12 protein-coding genes are annotated in these 19,489 nt (G+C 58.7%); 5 read left to right on the forward strand and 7 right to left on the reverse strand.

Features of this window, described 5'->3' with window-relative positions:
• Positions 1–98: 98 nt before the first annotated feature.
• The 4 genes from AB731_RS12545 to AB731_RS12560 form a co-directional block, all read right to left on the reverse strand.
• Positions 99–839 (reverse strand): FadR/GntR family transcriptional regulator, encoded by a 741-nt coding sequence (locus tag AB731_RS12545; protein ID WP_047094543.1) that lies wholly within the window; start codon positions 837–839, stop codon positions 99–101.
• A gap of 131 nt (positions 840–970) precedes the next feature.
• Positions 971–4,069: a TonB-dependent receptor gene (locus AB731_RS12550; RefSeq protein WP_052769059.1), complete on the reverse strand. Its 3,099-nt coding sequence runs from the start codon at positions 4,067–4,069 to the stop codon at positions 971–973.
• Positions 4,070–4,344: 275 nt separating this feature from the next.
• Positions 4,345–7,413: a TonB-dependent receptor gene (locus AB731_RS12555; RefSeq protein ID WP_047094382.1), complete on the reverse strand. Its 3,069-nt coding sequence runs from the start codon at positions 7,411–7,413 to the stop codon at positions 4,345–4,347.
• A 393-nt stretch (positions 7,414–7,806) separates the two neighbouring features.
• Entirely contained in the window at positions 7,807–8,445 is a 639-nt protein-coding gene (locus AB731_RS12560) for a TetR/AcrR family transcriptional regulator (protein ID WP_047094383.1), read from the reverse strand.
• Positions 8,446–8,587: 142 nt separating this feature from the next.
• Here AB731_RS12560 and AB731_RS12565 point away from each other — a divergent pair, with 142 nt between their 5' ends.
• From AB731_RS12565 to acs, 5 genes are all read left to right on the forward strand, one after another.
• A complete protein-coding gene (locus AB731_RS12565; RefSeq protein WP_047094384.1) occupies positions 8,588–9,724 on the forward strand; it encodes an ABC transporter permease in 1,137 nt (378 codons plus the stop codon).
• On the forward strand, positions 9,721–10,458 hold the full coding sequence (locus AB731_RS12570) for an ABC transporter ATP-binding protein (protein WP_082126492.1): 738 nt from the start codon (positions 9,721–9,723) through the stop codon (positions 10,456–10,458). The genes AB731_RS12565 and AB731_RS12570 overlap by 4 nt, the downstream gene beginning before the upstream one ends.
• Positions 10,459–10,467: 9 nt before the next feature.
• Positions 10,468–11,454, forward strand: a complete 987-nt coding sequence (locus tag AB731_RS12575) for an efflux RND transporter periplasmic adaptor subunit (RefSeq protein ID WP_231638944.1) — start codon at positions 10,468–10,470, stop codon at positions 11,452–11,454.
• A gap of 4 nt (positions 11,455–11,458) precedes the next feature.
• A complete protein-coding gene (locus AB731_RS12580) occupies positions 11,459–12,865 on the forward strand; it encodes an efflux transporter outer membrane subunit (RefSeq protein WP_047094386.1) in 1,407 nt (468 codons plus the stop codon).
• Between the two features lie 84 nt (positions 12,866–12,949).
• A complete protein-coding gene (gene acs, locus AB731_RS12585) occupies positions 12,950–14,881 on the forward strand; it encodes an acetate--CoA ligase (RefSeq protein ID WP_047094546.1) in 1,932 nt (643 codons plus the stop codon).
• A gap of 10 nt (positions 14,882–14,891) precedes the next feature.
• Here acs and AB731_RS12590 read toward each other — a convergent pair whose 3' ends face one another.
• From AB731_RS12590 to AB731_RS12600, 3 genes are read right to left on the reverse strand one after another with little or no spacing between them, the layout of a single operon-like run.
• Positions 14,892–16,202 carry a spinster family MFS transporter gene (locus tag AB731_RS12590; RefSeq protein WP_047094387.1) on the reverse strand — a complete coding sequence of 437 codons (1,311 nt, stop codon included), beginning with the start codon at positions 16,200–16,202 and terminating at the stop codon, positions 14,892–14,894.
• Entirely contained in the window at positions 16,199–17,101 is a 903-nt protein-coding gene (locus AB731_RS12595) for an alpha/beta fold hydrolase (protein WP_331386710.1), read from the reverse strand. Before AB731_RS12595 ends, AB731_RS12590 begins: the two co-directional genes overlap by 4 nt.
• The gene (locus AB731_RS12600) at positions 17,091–19,442 is read right to left on the reverse strand and encodes a TonB-dependent receptor (protein ID WP_047094388.1); all 2,352 of its coding nucleotides are present in this window, start codon (positions 19,440–19,442) and stop codon (positions 17,091–17,093) included. Before AB731_RS12600 ends, AB731_RS12595 begins: the two co-directional genes overlap by 11 nt.
• Positions 19,443–19,489: the final 47 nt, after the last annotated feature.

Raw genomic sequence — 19,489 nt, forward strand, 5'->3', positions numbered from 1 at the left:
TTATAGTTTGAGAAGGACAATACGGTTGGCGGGCTCTGTGTCAACCAGATTTCTATGCCAAATCTAGATAACTGTCATACCAGTTTACCAGGTGTGACCTAATGTAGCTTTGCGGCAGAAAGGAAGCGTTCGCGGCTCGCGCTGGCACGCTCCTGCACCTCTGCAAGCGCCTGCCGCTCGGTCGCATCAAGCATCGTTTCGATCAGTCGTTGAAAATGTTCGCGCATTGCCGCGCGCGCTGCGCCCGAATCGCGTGCCTTCAAGGCCTGAAAGACGGCGCGGTGCTCTTCCGTGCGGATATGCTTATCGTGGTTGCAGACGGATTCGTAGACAGCTTTTACCTGCGGTATCGAATCACGCATCCGCCACAATTGCTTCACGCTATGGAGGATTGCCGCGTTCCTGGAAGCCGATGCGATCGTCTCGTGGAACATCTCATCGGCCAGGTCTGCTTGTTCTTTATTGCCAACCGCCATGCGATTGACGAGGTCTTCTATCTGGTCGATCTGTTCATCGGTGATGTGGTGCGCTGCCAGCGCCGCAGCCTCGGATTCGATCAGCATGCGCGCTTCGGTAACTTCAAATGCGCTAACGCTTGGCAGCCGCTCTTCGGATTGGGGCATGCCTTCGCTGACATATACGCCGGACCCTGTCTTGATTTCGAGCCGGCCGATTGCCTGCAGCGCGATTTCCGCCTCGCGGATCGTCACGCGGCTGACATCGAACTTTTCGGCAAGCTCACGCTCACCGGGCAAGCGTGAGCCGATAGGGAAGGCTCCCTCGTCGATCATCTCGGCAATTTGCCTTGCGATGGATTGGTAAAGTCTTTTCGCAGTCATCCCCTGCCCCGAATTCATGTGCACAGATGCGCGCTATGTTAAACTCCAGACTAATTGGTTTTGCCACTGATCGCAACTGAGTGAAATTGAGAGGTGCCCATAACGCGGTACGGGCACCTCTCAGGGAGAAATCAGAAGCGGAAACGCACGCCGGCAAAGAACCTTGGCCCATATACCGAAGCTGATGAGAAATCGTCCGGTGCGCCGCGATAATCGATGCGCGGCTCGTTGAACAGGTTGATCCCTTCGAGACGAACTGTGACATTATCGGCCACACGCAGCGATATCCGCGCCTCGAAGACGCTGGTATCGTCAACGTAACGGATACGGCCTGGTGTCGCCACGAACTGCTGGAAGTAGTTCGAACGATATTTCCACACACCTTGCAGCTCGATCGGGCCAATTTCGTAATATGCCTGCGCCGATACAACGTGCTTCGACAGACCGAAGATGTTTGCCGGAACGATGAGGCCCTCCTGCACTCCGGCGATCGAACCATCATCGTTGAAGTTGGTTACCGCGCCGAGCGTATCGTCCTCGAATTCGAAATTCGAATTCGCGTAGTTATAGCTCAGCTTGAAGCCCAGCCCGTCAAGCGGCGCAGGCAACCAGCTGAACCGGTGTGCTGCGGTAAGTTCCAGCCCATAGATGTCGCTGCTTTCGCCAGTGACATTCGTGGTGGACACGATCGTTTCCAGATCGATGCCATCGACATTGAAGATTTCGGTCTGGCGGGAGTTTACGAAGCCACCATCGAAGTTCTTGTAATACACGCCGACCGCCAGGATCGAATCTTCGTCCGGATACCATTCAAGCGCAACGTCCGCGTTCCATGACAGAAGCGGTTGGGTGAAAGGATTACCGGTTGCGCCCGCAGAACCCAGCGCTTCTTCGACGGAGAACACCGGTGCACCTTCGTCAACCAGGGCGTTGAAAGTACGCCCAAAGCTAAGCGAAGACGGGTCCGGACGCGAAAGCGCGCGATAGACTGCGAAGCGTCCGAGCAAATCGGGAGTGAATTCGCCAGTCAAGTTGAAGCTCGGCAAATATTCCGTGTAGGAGCCACCGCCCGAGACGACGACGAGCGAATTTTCGTCCGAAACGATGTCGATCAGTTCACCGGTCGTATCATCAAACACAGCGTTCAGTGTTCCGCGGAAACCGCGCGAGTCCACTTCAGTATGAACCACGCGGACACCGAGGTTCCCACGCACCGGAAGCGAACCGAGATCACCGTTGAAGTTGGCCTGGACGTAACCGGCCCAGGTACGCTCTGTAACATCGCTGTTCTGGATTGAATCGAAATCGCCGGTCGGGAAAATCGGCACGCCATTGTTGTCGAAAGAGAGGCCCGAGGGGTCTTCACGCTCCAGCACCTGCACCACGCAAAGCGCGTCGAACGTGGCGTAAGAGTTGGCAGTGCCAATCACATTGCCATTTTCATCAAGGTTCGTGATCAGCGGATTGCCACCCGATACCGAGGACAGGAAGCCGGAAACCGGGAAGCTGGTCCGGCATTCACGGTTGGCTGCGGCCAATGCGCCTGTATCGTCAGTGTCGTTGTAGTTGTTTTCAAACCGGCTTGAGCCAGAGGCACCCGGGACGTCGCGATAGTTCAGATCCTGGTAGCGCACACCGGTCATGATGGATGAAATGAAACCATCCAGTTCATATTCGGCATCCAACCGTCCGGCCCAGATCGAATTGTACCGGTCCTGTTCAAGATCGGCGCGCACGCGTGGATCGTTTGCGAACAGATCGTGGTTGGTCACGTCGAAATTCTGGGTGAAGAAATTCAGCGCCTGCGAACCATTTTGCATGATCTGCACAGCAGTTTCGACGCGGTCGTTGGTCGAACTGCCATCGCTTTCGCGGGCGTCGGGCCACACTGCGGCACCCGTGATATCTTCGTTATCCTCCGTCCGGAAACGGACCTGCACGGCCTGTTCGATCCGCTGTGTTTCAGAATAGGAAACGTCACCCGAAATGGTCAGGCGATCACCAGGCGAAGCGACAAAGTTGATGCCGCCACCGTAATAGTTCTCCTCACGCTGGAGATATTCGCTGATTGCTTCGATACGCTGTTCGCCAGTGTACTGACGCAGGGCGCCGCTTTCGGTGTAGATCAGGGGCAGATCGATGCGGTTCGGATCACCCGGCGCATCCACGCGGCGGCCTTCCACAAAACCAAGGTCGCTGCGCTGCTCCCTGTAGAAACGCTTCGCATACTGGAAATCGGCATTCAGCTCGAAGGTCGGCGAAGGCCGGTACTGAAGCGCAGCGAAGAAGGAATCGCGCTCGTCATCGGTAATGTTGGTACGCAGGCCATAACTGTTACGCGCGATGATGAAATCGTTGGTATTCGTGCCGTCGCGCAGCGCGTTGACGACGTCTTCGTTGGAGTTGCAATTGCCGTCATCATAGACCCCTGCGTTCGGCGTTGTCGGATCAAGGACACACGCCTGGATCGTATTGCTGACATTCGCTTCGCGTTCCGGGTTGGTGGAGCGGTTGGTCTGGTAGCCGAGCGAAATTCCCAGCTCGCCAAACCCGCCGAGATCATACTGATCGACATAGCTGAGCGTAATCCGGTGACCGAAATCACGGAAACGCTGGTCTTCATCAACGTTGAAATTCTGCGGATTGTAAGGAAGTTTGTACTCGGCCTGGAACCGTCGGCGGCCGTAATCGAGCGGCGCTACGGTTTCCAGCGCGATCTGGCCTGCCACACCGCCTTCAATCAGGCTGGCAGACTGGGTTTTGTAGATGGCCAGCGTGTTGAACAGTTCCGAAGGGAACTGGCTGAAGTTAACCGAACGGTCGCCACTGCCGTTTGTGGCAATGCGGCCGTTGATCGTGGTTGAACTGAGGAACGGCCCAAGGCCGCGAAGTGCGATTTCCGTGGCCCCGCCCTGTTCGCGGTGAGAAGCTGCACCGGTAATCGTTTCAAGCGCTTCACCAATGGACAATGCCGGAAGATCGCCGATTTCATCCGATGTCAGCACGTCGACAATCAGATCGTTTTCGCGCTTTTCCTCAATGGAAGACTGGATTGTGCCGCGAATACCCGTGACGACGATGTCACCCCCCGGTGCCGCGCCTTCGTCACCAGCATCCTGCGCCATGACCGGCACTGCCGACAAGACCATTGCGCTGGTGGCAAGCAAACCCGCCATCATGTGCTGCTTCTTATTAGAGCGGCGAGCACCGTCCATACCAAAACCCATCATTACTCTCCCAGAGTCGTTGTTATGGGTTCAGGGTACGCTGGGAGGCAACTATGTCAACCTAACGGACATGCCAATATGGGTTATCCTGTAATACCAATTGGTGTGTTGTAAATATGATACATTTTGCGAGTTGGTATGGATGTCCATAAACCACAGCTGCTTTCTCCCATTGCGCAGGGGCTTGGCCTGGAGGTTTCACATTACCTGCCCACAACGAAAAAGCGCCCCACAATCGTGAGACGCTTTTCCTTTGTTCGGTGATGTTACCGCGAGCGTTAGAAGCTGAGCGTAGCACCAAAGGTGAGGCGGCGATCTGGCAGACCCTGGAAACAGAACAGTCCGCCTTCGTTCACGCATGACTGCGTAATGTCGGACTTGGTCAGGTTCACACCTTCAACACCAAAACTCAGGTAATCCGTCACATTGTAGACCACACTGGCGTTAAGCTGCCCCCTTGCTTCCGTAACGACCGGGAAGCCAAGGGTACTGTTTGTTGATGCACCACCAGCTGTATCGAGCGTGCGGAACGCGTCACGCCAGGTGTAGCGTGCACGGGCCGACAGTCCGTACTTCTCGTAGAACAGCGTCACGTTGTACGCATGCGGCGAGAAGTCGAGCAAGCCCTGGACGGCAGTGACTTCAACGAAGTCGACAATGTTGTAAACGCCATTGATCGCGTTGAAAATATCCGTGCCGCGGTTCGCAGAAGTGTTGAACGCCTCACCACCACCAAATTCCTGGTAGGTGTAGTTGGCAATCACACCAAAGCCGGATGCGAAGCCCAGAGTATCTTCGAAATCGGACAAATCATACTGGAACGCCACTTCGATACCGGTCTGCGTGGTCGATGCAGTGTCGTTAATCTGCGTGATGATATCCACGCAGATACCCGTGCCCTGGATATTGGAAGATACATTACGGTTGGCGATCGGGTTGAAGATACCGCCGGCTTCGCAAGGCGCGGTGATATCCCGGAACCCGTTCCCATCTTCTGCAGCCTGTTCAAGCTGCTCCACAAACAGATTGTCACGCACCTTGTGGAAGACACCTACGCTCAACAAAGCTGATGGCGCGAAGTACCAGTCAACAGAAGCATCATAGGAAGCCACGGTTTCCGGTGCCAGGCCTGGGTTGCCGATCCGGATGGCAGCCTGCGAACTGGTGCCGAACACTGTCGACGTGGACAGCGAGTTGAAATCGGGACGGTTGATATCCTCTGTATAGGATGCCCGCAGAACAACGTTTTCGATCGGTTCTGCAACCAGGTTTACGCGCGGCAACCATTCGTCATAATTGCCGGTCGTCGTCTCCCGAGTGACACCCCCGGTATCCTGGTTGATGTTGTTGCCGGTCGAATCCACGGAGGTCCCGAGATAGCGTAGACCGATATTGCCGCGCAGGATTCCGAAATCGAAGTTCGCCTGGGCATAGGCTGCTACAGTTGTTTCATCGATATTGAAGAAGCCCGTTGGGACTGCCTCTGCATCACCGATTGTCTTCATTCCCGGCACCGTCAGAAGCGCAGCTCGCAAAGCGTTCAGCGTGCCTTCCGGATCGTTGAAAGACCTGTCTGGATCGATCAGCAGGAAGTCCCGGAACGCCAGTTCACGCCCGTCGAAATCACCGGCGAAATCAGGCCCCGGTACAAGCAGGTCCGCAAAGGCGGTGCCGCGAGGACTATCGCTCAGGCGGGTCAGGTTGAGGTTGGACGCAACATCCTGGAAGTAGCTGTTCCGATTGTTGTAACGCACACCGAAGTCGAGCGATTCAACGATCTGCAGCCAGTCCGAAGTATCGTAAGATACGTCGACACGGAAAGCATCTTCGCTGTTCTCGATTTCGTCATTTCCGACCGTAATCGACTGCAAAACGACGTTCGCCGGATTCAGCAGATCGGCAATCGACGGGGCAAAAGGCGACTGGGTATCAATGCCGAACGTCAAGCCGTTGCTCAGATCGTAGCGGAACGGCACTGAGTTGTCGTTCAGCGGATTGTTGCCGCCATCAAGCGGGGCATTTGGATTGATGAAGTTGAGCGTGGTGCTGAGATTGGGGTTGCGTGTGTCCGAACGCGAAGTCGAACCTTCGACGCGGATTGAAACGCGGCCAAGTTCCCAATCGAAGCCGGCGCGGTAGAGCTGGCTTTCGGTCAGGCGAGCGCCGGTGTCGCTGGAGAAGCGCAGGTTCGGATCGTCATCATCGGCAGTCAAAACCACATCAACGGTCCCCGTAAGGGCGGCCTGGATGCTGCCCAGCTCAACACCGTCGAGCGAACCGAAGTTCACGGTTTCGAACGTGTCGGGCACGTTGAAGTTGAGAACAGAGCTTACGCCTGATCCCTGGATGCGGCTGCTTTCCTGGCGACGCTGCTGGTCGTTGTAGAAGGCATCAAAGAAGAACGTCAGATTGTCAGCAGGTGCCCACTCGACGGAACCGGCGAAGTTCACGGTCTCATACTGGAAATTTTCCAGTTCCTGGTTCAGGAATTGAATTCCGAGGAAATCAAAGCTCTGCGCTGCCGGACGACGTGTTGCCTGATCTTCCAGGGTCAGTTCCGGCGGAGTTGCATTGTTGAACCGAAAGACATCGGCATTCACATTTTCCACAAGGCCGCCATCGCGGTCAACGCGTGGACGCAGCGAAAGGGCGTCTTGTTCGGTATAGCTGCCGGATACCACGATGCCGATGTCACCAATTCCGGTCTGCCAGTTGTCACCGAAGCTGGCGGCGACGCGCGGTGTGATACTGTCCGCAAATTCGCTGTACTCACCCTGCACCCGGAGTGATGCAACGCGGCCGACGATTTCGAGCGGGCGAATGGTGCGCAGGTTGATCGTACCGCCGACCGACCCTTCGATCGTGCGGGCTTCCGGCGCCTTGATCACTTCGAGCGAAGCAATGATGGCGGCGTTCACATCTTCAAAGTTGATGCCGCCACGGCCGGAGCCTGAACCCACGGTCGAAACGCCGTTGATTTCTGTGCGGTTGTCGTTGGTACCGCGGATCTGCACACCGCTGCCGACACCGGCGCGGCGAGTGATCTGGACACCGGGGATGTTTTCAAGAACTTCTGCGAGGTTCTGATCGGGCAGTTTACCGATGTCCTCCGCCTGGATGACCTCAATCAGACTGCCGGCATTGCGCTCTTCATTCAGGGCGCTCTGAAGCGCGCTGCGAATGCCGGTTACGACAATCACTTCGCTTTCGTCAACTGCAGGGTCTTCGCCTACGGTTGCGGCGTCCTGAGCCAGAGCGGGCGCGGTGCTGATAGCGAGAGCACTTCCGGCCAGAAGACCAGCGACAATACGATCACGACGGCAAAAGCCGCCCTTAAAATTCCTCACAATTTCTCTCCCATTTAATATTCTTTACGCAAAACTAGATTTGCATACCTGTTTGTCAACCCCAATTCATACCTCTTGGGGTTAAACTGTCATACCAATTTGCCGATTCTTCGCTGGACCCTCTTGTCGCCGTTACGTCCAAGAGCCGGATCAGGATCGGCATCTCTCATTTGCCTCTCTCGCCACGCGGTTCCGCAGCTCAAGCTCTTCCCCCTTAAGTACAAATTATCGAAAATGACAGCGGTGTCATTACGGCAGGCAATGATCGTGCTGGCGTAGTGGCCATTTTGACACAGTCGTGAGGGAATGATGATTTGTGAACGAGCTGGTATGCCAAAGCTGACGAACACAATCGCCTGCGGGGCGTTGGGTCGGGGCGCTGGGTCGGGGTGCTTATCCGGATTGGGGTGCGGTCGCGTAGGCGCGGCAGAAGACCTCTACCGCCTGTTCGATGCGCTGGCGGTTTCGGTTTTCATCGATCGGCTTGCCAAAGCGCCGGTCCAGATCTCCCATACCCTTGCACATACTGGCAAACTGCTCGGCTGCCAGTTCCGGATCATCAACTACCAGTTCCCCCGCCTCCACCATCGCCAGGATGAAAGCGGTAAACGCAGCCTTCATCCTGTGCGGCCCTGCCGCAAGAAAGGCGGCGCCTATTTCGGGCTCCGCTTCTGTTTCGGCAGCGATCCGGCGTTCGAACTGGACCATTTCGTCCCGCGACAGGAATTGCACCATCGCTTCACCAATCGCGGTCAGCCTTTGGCGCAGAGTGCCGCGCGTGATGTTCTCTATGGAAAAATGCTCCCGCATCATCTCGCACTGGCTTTCTACCGCAGCCACAAACAGGCCGCGCTTGTCCTGGAAATGGTTGTAGATGGTAACTTTGGAAACGCCCGCGTCGGCAGCAATCTGCTCGATAAAAGACCCTGCGAAACCTTTGTCGAAAAATGCCGCAGTGGCAGCGGCGATAATGGCCGCCCGCTTTGCCGCGTCCGCTGGTCTGCCGATACGTCTTTCAGGCTGGGTTGACAAAATGAACGGCTCCGTACAATTAAACGCGACCGTTCAATAATGAACGTATCGCGTCAGCATGGCAAGGACGTCAGCAAGGCCGGGGCGTCAGCAAGGCCGGGGCGTCAGCAAGACAGGGCCGTCAGCAAGACAGGGGATACGCATGAACTGGATTGCCATTCGCATGCTCACCGGCGACGCGCAGAAATTCTACGGCCTGCTGTTCGGCATTGCTTTCTCGACTCTGCTGATCACCCAGCAATTGACGGTTTTCGTCAATCTGATCGAGCGGGGGGCGAGCGGTGTTTATAACGAACCGACTGCGGATGTCTGGGTGATGGATGAAGTCAGCCGCACAACGGATGTGAACTTCCCGATGCCGTCTACTGCGCTGGATTCGGTTCGCGGCGTGGAAGGTGTTGAATGGGCCGTTCCGCATTTGCGCGCCAATGCCTCTGTCAGAACGCGCGAAGGTGATCTGGAAGGCGTGACTGTTATCGGCGTCGATGATGCGACATTGATCGGCCTGCCGGCCCGGATGGCCGAAGGCAGTGCCGATGTGCTGTCGCAGCCCGATACGGTGATCATCGATGATGTGGGTGTGGGCAATCTGTTTGAAGCCGGTCAGTCGCCCATCGGTGTCCGGCTGGAACTCAACGATCAGCGCGCAGTGATACGCGGCGTTGCAGACGCAATACCCAGCTTCACCAGCCAGGTCTCGCTTTACACCAAATACAGCCAGGCGCTGCAATATGTGCCGGGTACGCGCAATCGGCTGTCCTTCATTCTGGTAAGCGCCGCAGATGGTATCACCCCGCAGCAGCTTGCTGACAGGATTCAGGCCGACACTGGCCTTCGCGCGCGCACCCGCGATCAATTCGCCCGTGACGGTGTGGATTTCATTATCGAAAACACCGGCATTCCCATTAACTTCGGGATCACAGTTGTGCTTGGTTTCATAGTCGGGGTTGCGATTGTCGGGCTGACATTCAGCCTGTTTATCCGCGACAACATCAAACAGTTCGGCGCGCTGAAAGCGATTGGCGTTCGCAATGGCAAGATCCGCGGCATGGTTGCCACGCAGGCGGGAATGGTCGGGTTGATCGGATATGCGCTCGGCCTGCTGGGCACAGTAGGCTTTATCTGGGGCAATTCCGGCAGTGCTTTCTTCAAGGGCTTTTATATCCCTTGGGAAGTGCCGTTGATCAGCCTTGTGGCGATGATTGTCATTATCACCATCACTGGCTGGCTAGCCCTGCGCGGCGTCATGAAGACAGAACCGGCGGCGGTTTTCCGGTGAGCGAGACCAGGCCCATTACCGCCACGCGCACCGGTCGCGCCGCAATTTCGGCGCGCAATATCTCGCGCGATTTCGAGGCAGGTCAGGAAACGATCCGGGTGCTGCACGGCATCGACCTTGATGTGTGCCCGGGTGAATTGACCTATCTTGTCGGTGAAAGCGGATCGGGCAAGACGACACTTATTTCGATAATGTGCGGCATTCTGTGGCCGACAGAAGGCTCGGTGGAGGTATTCGGCACCGATATCTACGGGCTGACGGATGATGATCTGGTCGATTTCAGATTGCAGAACATCGGCTTCATATTCCAGCAGTACAATCTGATCCCGGCCATCGATGCGGCCAGCAACGCTGCGGTGCCGCTGATTGCGCAAGGCATGGACCGCCGCAAAGCCCGCGCCAAGGCGGCTGAAATGCTTGACGCGCTAAATATCGCCGATCAGGCCGACAAATTGCCGAACCAGCTTTCCGGCGGCCAGCAGCAGCGCGTCGCCATTGCCCGCGCTCTGGTGCACGAACCGCGCCTTGTCGTGTGCGATGAACCGACCGCTGCGCTTGATGCCAAATCGGGCCGCCGCGTTATGGACCTGCTGCGCGATGTCGCTCTGGCAGAGGATCGCAGCGTCATCATCGTAACGCACGACAACCGCATTTTCGATCTCGCCGACCGTATCCTTGTTCTGGAAGACGGCCGCATTACCCATGACGGCACCGACGTGCCGGACGATCACTAGACTGGATGCATGATGGCCAATCCGTTCAAGAACCTGTCTTTCTCGCGCCAGATCCTGCCTGCTTTGGCGGTTCTCGGGCTGATCGTGGCAGCTGCGTTTATCTCGGGTACATTGCCGAACCGGGAACTGACCGAGCCCGAACGCGAACCTCCCCGCGCTACAGGTGATCTGGCCAATTCCGCACGCATTGCAGGGTCCGGAGTGGTTGAACCGTCAAGCGAGGTTATCGCCATTGGCACGGCGCTTTCAGGGCTGGTGACAGACTTGCTTGTGCAGCCCGGAGATTTCGTTTCGCAGGGTCAGCCGCTCTTCACAGTAGACACGCGCGCCATCCGTTCGCAGCTTGCCGAAGCCAATTCCGCGATTGCCGAAGCACAGGCCGCAATTTCGGAAGCGCGCACTGCACAAACTACTGCCATCCGCCAGCTTGACCTGTATCGAAATGTGTCGGACCCGGCTGCGGTCAGCCGCGCCGAAGTCATCCGGGCTGAAGGCGATGCGATGGCGGCCGGGGAACGGCTCAATCTCGCTCGGGCACGTTTGGGTGCCGCTCAGGCCCGGGCAAGTTCCATCCAGACAGAACTGGGCAGAGCAACCGTGCGCGCGCCGATGGCCGGGCAGATTCTCAGCGTGGATATCCGCCCCGGCGAGTTTCTTTCTACCGGCGGCGGCGGATCGCAGAACATCATCGAAATGGGCGAAACCCGTCCGCTCCATATCCGCATTGACGTTGACGAAGAGCAGGCACCGCGCGTCGATCTTGGAGCGCCAGCGATCGTATCCCCGCGCGGGGCGGCAGAAAATCAGGTCAGCGCCAGCTTTGTGCGCGCCGAACCGGTTGTGGTGCCCAAGCGGCAGTTGACCAATACGGCGGCCGAGCGCGTGGACGTGCGGGTGCTACAGATCATTTACGCCCTGCCCGACAGTGCCCGCGAGAATTTCCGCGTAGGGCAGCAGGTCGATGCCTTCATCCCGGCAACCGGGGACGAGGGCTGAACCTATGCGCACGCCTGCCATCCTTTCCGCTCTGCTTCCTGCAATGGCGCTCGGTGCCTGCGTTGCCGGTCCTCCGCCCGAAATCGCAACCCCTGCGCCAGCGCTGCCTGCCGAGTTCCTGTTCGCTGCCGGATCCAGTACGGATGCAAGCGTAGCGCAGTTGCTGCCGCATGATGACCCGGCCTATCAGGCACTTTCCTCACAGGCGCTCTCAGGTTCACCATCGCTGGCTGAAGCTATCGCTCGCATTGATCAGGCCCGGGCCGGAGCCGCACGCGCAAGCGCCGGACGATTGCCCGAAGCGGGGATGAACGGTTCGGTCACCGGAAGCCGCCAGAACATCAACATTCCCGCCAATTCGCCATTCTCGATCGAAACGGAGCAAATCAGCTACTCGGCAAATCTGGTTGCGAGCTGGGATCCGGACATCTTCGGCGTATTGCGCGAACAGGAGCGCGCGGCGGTCGCCCGCATTGATGCTGCCCAAGCTGGCGCGGCTGCAGTGCAGCTGGCGTTGCTGGCGGAAATCGCCGGAACGGTCATCGACTGGCGGACCATTGAAGCGCGCGAAACCGCATTGCAGCGTGACCTTGAGGCCGCGCTTGAATTGGTGCGCCTTTCGCGGGTGCGCGAAGATGCGGGCATCGCGCCCGGATTCGACCGTGTTCGCGCAGAAAGCGCCGCAGCTTCTTCCCGCAGCCGTCTGGCCAGCCTTGCCAGCGAACGCAACCGGCTGGCCGGCAGGCTGGTTACCCTGACAGCCCAGCCCATGCGGCAAGTGCTGGACGCCCTCGCCCTGCCCGCACCGCTTCTAACCCTGCCCGCTGTGCCAGCGGCCGCGCCTTCTTTGCTGCTGACCAACCGGCCTGATGTGCTGCGAGCTGCTGCCAATCTCGCCGCCGAAGATGCGGAGCTTGCCGCAACGGTCCGCAGCCGGTTCCCCAAGTTCGATCTAAGCGCCGCGCTCGGCCTGCTCTCTTTCGATCTGGGCGACCTGCTGGACGAAGACAGCATAGTCGGTTCGCTTGCTGCGTCTGTGGCCGCACCATTGCTCGATTTTGGTCGCCTTGAAGCGGAAATTGACGGTGCTGCCGCGCAAAAGCGAGCGGCATTTCAAGCCTATCGCGGCGCTGTCTACAACGCGCTTGGGGAGGCAGAGACGAGCTACGGCCTTGTCGCCTCCACTGATGCCGAGGCAGGATTTGCCATCGCAGAGCGGGACAGCGCGGAGCGTAGCGCAAGACTTGCCAACACCCGCTTCGAGGCTGGACTTGCCGATTTCCTCACCGTGCTGGATGCGCGCCGCGTTGCTGATGCCAGTGGAGAACGCGCCGCTGCCGCCATAGGCCGGGCACGCCGCGCGCGGGTGCTGTTGTGGCAATCCTTGGGCGGAGACCGACAGACTGATTAGGTTTCATTGCGATCCGACCTTTGTTTGGAGGGCGTGCGGCGCTAAACAGTCCCAAAGACTGCAAAACCCCAAGAGGATCCGATGATGCGAGACCTGGTTCAACGCCCAGAAGGCACCGCAAGCACCCATTGCACGGCGGAGCAATACGACGCGATGTACCGCCAGTCCCTCGCGAACCCTGACGCCTTCTGGCTGGAGCAAGCGCAGCGGCTGGACTGGTCTACTTTTCCGACCAAGGCTGGCGAATGGTCCTTCGATCCGGTGGACATTGCCTGGTATTCCGACGGCTCGCTGAACCTGTGCCACAACGCGGTGGACCGGCATCTGGCGGACAATGGCGATACCGTCGCTTTCATATTCGAACCGGACAGTCCGGACAGCCCCTCGCGCAGCCTGACTTACCGCGAACTGCACAGCGAAGTCGTGCGCATGGCCAATGCACTGAAAGCCATGGGTGTTACGAAGGGTGACCGCGTCACGCTGTATATGCCGATGATCGTGGAAGGGGCCGCAGCGATGCTGGCCTGCGCGCGCATTGGCGCGATCCACTCGGTCGTGTTCGGCGGCTTTTCGCCAGAGGCTCTGGCAGGCCGGATCGAAGGCTGCGAAAGTCGCTTTATCGTGACCGCCGATGAAGGTCTGCGCGGCACGAAGCGCGTGCCGCTGAAAGACAATATCGATGCTGCCATCGCGCTGCTCGATGCAAACTCGCCCGTCGATGGCGTGCTGGTCATCCGGCATACCGGCGGCAAGATCGCCATGCAGGATGGCCGCGACCACTGGTATACGGATGTTGCCAGCGATGCCGATTGCCCGTGCGTGGAAATGCATGCGGAAGACCCATTGTTCATCCTCTACACCAGCGGCTCCACCGGAAAGCCGAAGGGCGTGCTGCACACAACCGGCGGATACGCCGTGTGGGCGGCGGCAACTTTCTATTACACTTTCGATTACCAGCCGGGCGAAGTCTTCTGGTGCAGCGCCGATATCGGCTGGGTCACCGGCCACAGCTATGTCACTTACGGCCCGCTGCTGAACGGCGGCACCAGCGTCATCTTTGAAGGCGTGCCCAATTATCCCGACCATGGCCGGTTCTGGGATGTGATCGACAGGCACAAGGTCAACATCTTCTACACCGCACCCACCGCGATCCGTGCACTGATGCGCGAAGGCAATGACTGGGTCACGAGCCGCGACTTGTCCTCGCTCCGCCTGCTCGGCACCGTAGGAGAACCCATCAATCCGGAGGCATGGCGCTGGTATTACGAAGTTGTCGGCAAAAGCAATTGTCCGATCGTCGACACATGGTGGCAGACGGAAACGGGCGGCCACATGATCACCACCCTGCCTTATGCGCATGACATGAAGCCGGGCAGCGCGGGCAAGCCCTTCTTCGGAGTGCAGCCGCTGCTGGTTGATAATGAAGGCAATCCGCTGGAAGGGGCGGCGGACGGTAATCTGTGCATCACCCATAGTTGGCCGGGGCAGGCGCGCACGGTGTACGGCGATCATGACCGCTTTATCGAGGCATATTTCAGCACCTTTCCGGGCCGCTATTTCACTGGCGACGGATGCAGGCGCGATGAGGATGGTTATTACTGGATCACAGGCCGCGTGGATGATGTGATCAACGTTTCAGGGCACCGCATGGGCACTGCCGAGGTTGAGAGCGCGCTGGTGCTGCATCCCAAGGTTTCAGAGGCGGCCGTCGTCGGCTTCCCGCATGATATCAAGGGCCAAGGCATCTATTGTTACGTGACGTTGATGGAAGGCGAAAACACCAGCGCCGCGTTGACGGCGGAATTGCGCCAATGGGTGCGCAAGGAAATCGGCCCCATCGCTACGCCGGACCACCTGCAATTCACCAGCGGCCTGCCTAAAACCCGCAGCGGCAAGATCATGCGCCGCATCTTGCGCAAGATTGCGGAGAATGATTACGGCGCTTTGGGTGATACTTCTACGCTGGCCGATCCCTCTCTGGTGGACCGTTTGATAGAGGGCCGGCAAAACCGCTGAGCTTTTCCGCTCACCCCTGCTCGTGAACCCAGTCCTTGCGCAGGAACGGCCCGGCAAGCGCCATAAGCAATGCGGCGAGCACATACAGCACCAGCGCATAAAGCATCGAATAGCGTAAGGCTTCATCACCATAAATGGGCTGAAGCAGGTCTGAAAAAGCTCCGAGCGCATAAATCCCGCCGCCAAGGCCGATGAGATTGTTGATCAGCAGGAACAGCGCAGATGCCGTGGAGCGCGCCGCCGGCACCACCAAATGCTGGATCGCCGAGAGCACTGGCCCAAGCCAGACATAGGCGAGCGCTTGCGGCAGGAGGAACAGCAGGAAGGCAAACTGCGCGTCGCTGCTGGTAATGCCAGCCGCAAACAGAGGCGCACCAAGCAGGAACGCGATGCCGGGCAACCATGCAAAATAGGCGCGGTCGCGGCCTCCCAGCCGGTCCGCGATCAAGCCGCCTGCCATCACCCCGACAACTCCGCCGATAAGCAGCAGAGCGCCGAAGAATTGCGATGCCTGCACCAGATCATAACCGAAGCTTCGGATCAGCAGGCTGGGTAGCCAGAAGGCTATGCCGTAGCCGAGCATGGACGATGTCGCTGCTCCGAATGAGAGCAACCAGAACGACGGCTTGTGGGCGAGAACGGCGGCGGTTTCTTTCAGCGTGGGCCGGATCGAAACCTCTGCCGTGGTATCTGCCACTCCGACTGCCAGAGGGGCGGATTTGGCCTTATCGCGCACCAGCAATTTGAAGATCGGCGCAATGATGACGCCGGACAATCCGACTGCGAAAAACGCCGTGCGCCAATCCACTGTCGCAGCAATGTATCCGCCAACCAGCACGCCAAGGCCGGAGCCGATGGGAATGCCCAGCGAATAAACAGAAAGCGCTGTGGCCCGCTGCGAGCTGGGAAAATAGTCGCCGATCAGTGCGTAGGACGGGGCAACGCCGCCCGCCTCGCCAATACCGACACCCAGCCGGGCGAGGAATATCTGCCAGAAATTGGTCGCCAGACCGCACAGCGCGGTAAAGCCGCTCCATGCCGCCAGCGATACGGTAATGACCCAGCTACGGCTCGTGCGATCTGCCAGAGCCGCCAGAGGCACCGCCATCGTGGAATAGAGGAGCGCGAACGCAATCCCGCCCAGCAGCCCCATTTCGCCGTCGGACAATTGCAAATCGGCCTGAATCGGCGCGGCGAGGATCGACAGGATTTGCCGGTCTACGAAATTGAAGATGTAGACCACCAGCAGCATCAACAATACCGTGTTGCGGTTGGGATCGCCTTTGGCCGGGGCACCTACCGCTGCTTGGTCAGAGTTCATCCGTAATGCTCCTTTAGGAAAGCCGTGATGCCCGAAAGCGCCGCTGGCTCATCCAGCATCGGAGCGTGGCCGCGATTGGGCACTTCTATGGCCGTGAATGGCCCCTGATGAAGCTCTTCCATCCGCCCTAGCGTACCCGGTGAAAGCAAGTCCGACAATGCACCGCGCACGGCAAGCACCGGCGTTTCGCCCAATGCCTGCCATAGCGGCCACAAATCAGCCTGCGGAGTATCACCGATATCGGCAAACCCCTGCGCTATGGCCGGATCATAGGCGAAGGCTATGTGGCCATCAGGCAAGGTGCGGCAGGTTCGCTGCGCCCACTGCTGCCAATCGGCCTTAACGAAATCTGGAAAGGCAGTTGCATTGATTGCGGCGCAGGCCCCCGCTGCATCATCCCAGCTTTCGAAAGTCGTGCCCCCGCCGACATAGCCCGCGATACGTGCAAGCCCCTCCTCCGCCAGTTCCGGACCCACATCGTTGAAGATGATTGCCGGAAATGCACTGGGTTGCATCGCATTCATCACCAGCGCGATCAGCCCGCCCATGGACGTGCCTATCAGCGCCGGGCTTTCAAGGCCCAGACTGCCGAGAAGCGCGAACATATCGCCGGCATAGATATCGGGTCGGTAGTTCGCCGGATCAGGATCGTCCTGCGACAGCCCCCGCCCTCGTTGATCGGGAACGATCAGCCGGTACTCGCTTGCCAGATGCACTGCCAGAGGCTCGAAATCTGCGCTGTTACGAGTCAGCCCGTGCATCATCAGCACGGGCTGACCCGCCCCCCCATAATCGCGCGCGAACAATTCAAGCCGCCCGCACGCGCTGGTATAGCGATGCTCAACGTAATCCGTCACGCCGTCCATTTCCTGTCCGCCGCGCAGGCGATCAGAATTCAATGGTAGCGGTGACGTAGACCTGGCGCGGATTGCCGTAGAATGCCGTCAACGTGCCTTCTGTCCCGAGGTTCGGTGTTGGCTGCCCGCCGGTCAGCACCGGCTCGCCGGTCACCGGATTGATCGCGATGAACGTATAGCCCGATGTGCGATACTCCTTGTCGGTCAGATTCCTGCCGTAAAGGCCCAGGCTCCAACCGCTGTCGTCATTGTAGACAATACTGGCATCGACAAGCGCATAGCCGCCTTGGTCGAGGAACGGGTTGGCGATCTCGAACTGCGTGGTGGAACTGCGGAAAGACACCGTGCTTCCCAGATACAGCTCTCCATTGCCGACCGGAGTGCTGTAACCCAGCGTCGCGCTGCCGCTCCATTCCGGTGTATTCTGCACTTCGCGGAATTCCGACACTTCGGTGGGCGTGCGGCCGATATCGGTGATGAACTGCGTGTATTCCGCATCGATCCAGCCGAGCGATCCGATGAAGCGTAGTTCATCACCAGAACCGAGAAGGTCGCGCGCCAGACGGGCATTGGTTTCCAGCTCCAGCCCCATGAACTCGGCGGCACCAGCATTGGAGACAACACCGCAGAACGATGGAGCGCCGTTGTCGGTACAAGCGACTGAACCCGGGATCTGGACATCTGTATAATCGGCGTAAAAGCCAGCCAGCGCGATATAGACGGCATCATCCAGCAAACTGCCCTTGTAGCCGACTTCGTAGCTGTCGACCGATTCCGGTGCGAAGCTCAGGAAGTCGGCGACTTCCGCGTCGGTTGGCGAGCCGGGAGTTGCCGCAGGGGCGTTCAGCCCGACACCGCGCGGATCGAACCCACCGCCTTTGAAGCCTTGGGAGAAACTCGCGTAAATATTGTGGTCCGGTGTCGGCTGATAGCTGAGCGAGACGCGCGGAGTGAACTTGTTGAAATTCTCCGACCCGTCAAAATCGGTGCTCGGCCCAGCGCCAAAGAACGGGGTGCCCGGGCCGCCGAATACCGGGGAACCCCCGCCCTGGTAATTCTGGCGCAGAATGGTCGCGGAGCGTTCATCCCAAGTGTAGCGGCCACCGACAGACAGGCTGAGTTGATCGGTAATGTCATAGGTAAAATCGCCGAAGACAGCGTAGGTCTCGGTATCGACATTGGCCTGCGTGAACGCGGTAAAGCCGCCGAATGTGGTGAACAGGCGCACATCGAACTGCGTATCGGCAGCGGCATTCAGATAGTACCCGCCGAGCAGGCCGGTGAAACGCCCGCCATCGTCCCAGATCAGCTGCAACTCCTGGCTTGTCTGCTCGTTATTGTAAAACGCCGGCACATCCAGGTCGACCGCAGGCAAAGCATCGAAATCAATTGGCGATGCGCTCTGGTCGGCGCGGTATGCGGTGATGGACCGCAAGGTCAGCGCGTCTGACAGGTCGATGCGGGCATTGATCGCAATGCCATATGCTTCCACGTCCTGATCAGGATCGACAAGCCCGCCGCGCGTGTCGAACACATTGTCCAGCACAGGCGCCCCCGATGCTACGCCGGGGATCAGGCGATGGCCGCCGCGCGCATTGCTGAGGTCGTGCGTGTAATCGCCGGAAATGCGCAGCAGATATGACTCGCCATTGCCGCCGACTTCGATCGTGCCGCGCGCAGCCCAGATGTCCTTGTTATAATTGTCCTCACCCGTGGTCAGGTTTTCACCAAAACCGCCGCGTGACAGGCGTGCCACCGAAGCGCCGACACGGACCGGATCGGCGATAGGGGCGGACACGGTTACCACACCTTCAGCGCGGTCAAAAGTTCCGTACGTCCCACGCAGCCGGACGCTGAATTCATCGGGCAATTCGCGGGTGACATATTTTACCGCGCCGCCAATCGTATTGCGGCCATACAGCGTGCCCTGCGGACCACGCAGCACTTCAATCCGCTCGACATCATAGATATCCAGCACGGCGGCTTGCGGGCGGTTCAGGTAAACATCGTCCAGATAAATGCCGACGCCCTGCTCAAAGCCGGAAACCGGATCTTGCTGCCCGATGCCGCGAATGAAGGCGGACAAGGTGGAGTTGGTGCCGCGCGATTCTTCCAGCGTGGTGTTGGGCGTGATCTGCGCAATATCAGTGATGTCGACCGAACCACGGCGTTGCAATTCCTCCGCGCCAAAGCTGCTGACGGCGACAGGCACATCGAGCAAGCGCTCTTCCCGGCGGCGAGCAGTGACGACGATAGAACCGCCACTGGCCTCCTCGGCTTGCACTTCATCAGGACCACCCTGTTGTTGCGCATGCGCTGGCACGGCCAAGGCACAAAGGACCAGCGCGGAGGCAGCGGACTGCCGCAGAAAGGCTTTCGACATCAATTCTCTCCCAGAGACTTCTTATTGTTGGATCGCCTGATATTGAA

Source organism: Aurantiacibacter marinus, assembly GCF_001021555.1.
In the GTDB taxonomy this organism is placed as follows: domain Bacteria; phylum Pseudomonadota; class Alphaproteobacteria; order Sphingomonadales; family Sphingomonadaceae; genus Alteraurantiacibacter; species Alteraurantiacibacter marinus.

Coding starts and splice junctions, on each gene's coding strand:
- AB731_RS12600 (WP_047094388.1), bottom strand. CDS start 19,442: ATGTCGAAAGCCTTTCTGCGGCAGTCCGCTGCCTCCGCGCTGGTCCTT.
- AB731_RS12545 (WP_047094543.1), bottom strand. CDS start 839: ATGACTGCGAAAAGACTTTACCAATCCATCGCAAGGCAAATTGCCGAG.
- acs (WP_047094546.1), top strand. CDS start 12,950: ATGCGAGACCTGGTTCAACGCCCAGAAGGCACCGCAAGCACCCATTGC.
- AB731_RS12590 (WP_047094387.1), bottom strand. CDS start 16,202: ATGAACTCTGACCAAGCAGCGGTAGGTGCCCCGGCCAAAGGCGATCCC.
- AB731_RS12580 (WP_047094386.1), top strand. CDS start 11,459: ATGCGCACGCCTGCCATCCTTTCCGCTCTGCTTCCTGCAATGGCGCTC.
- AB731_RS12565 (WP_047094384.1), top strand. CDS start 8,588: ATGAACTGGATTGCCATTCGCATGCTCACCGGCGACGCGCAGAAATTC.
- AB731_RS12550 (WP_052769059.1), bottom strand. CDS start 4,069: ATGATGGGTTTTGGTATGGACGGTGCTCGCCGCTCTAATAAGAAGCAG.
- AB731_RS12575 (WP_231638944.1), top strand. CDS start 10,468: ATGATGGCCAATCCGTTCAAGAACCTGTCTTTCTCGCGCCAGATCCTG.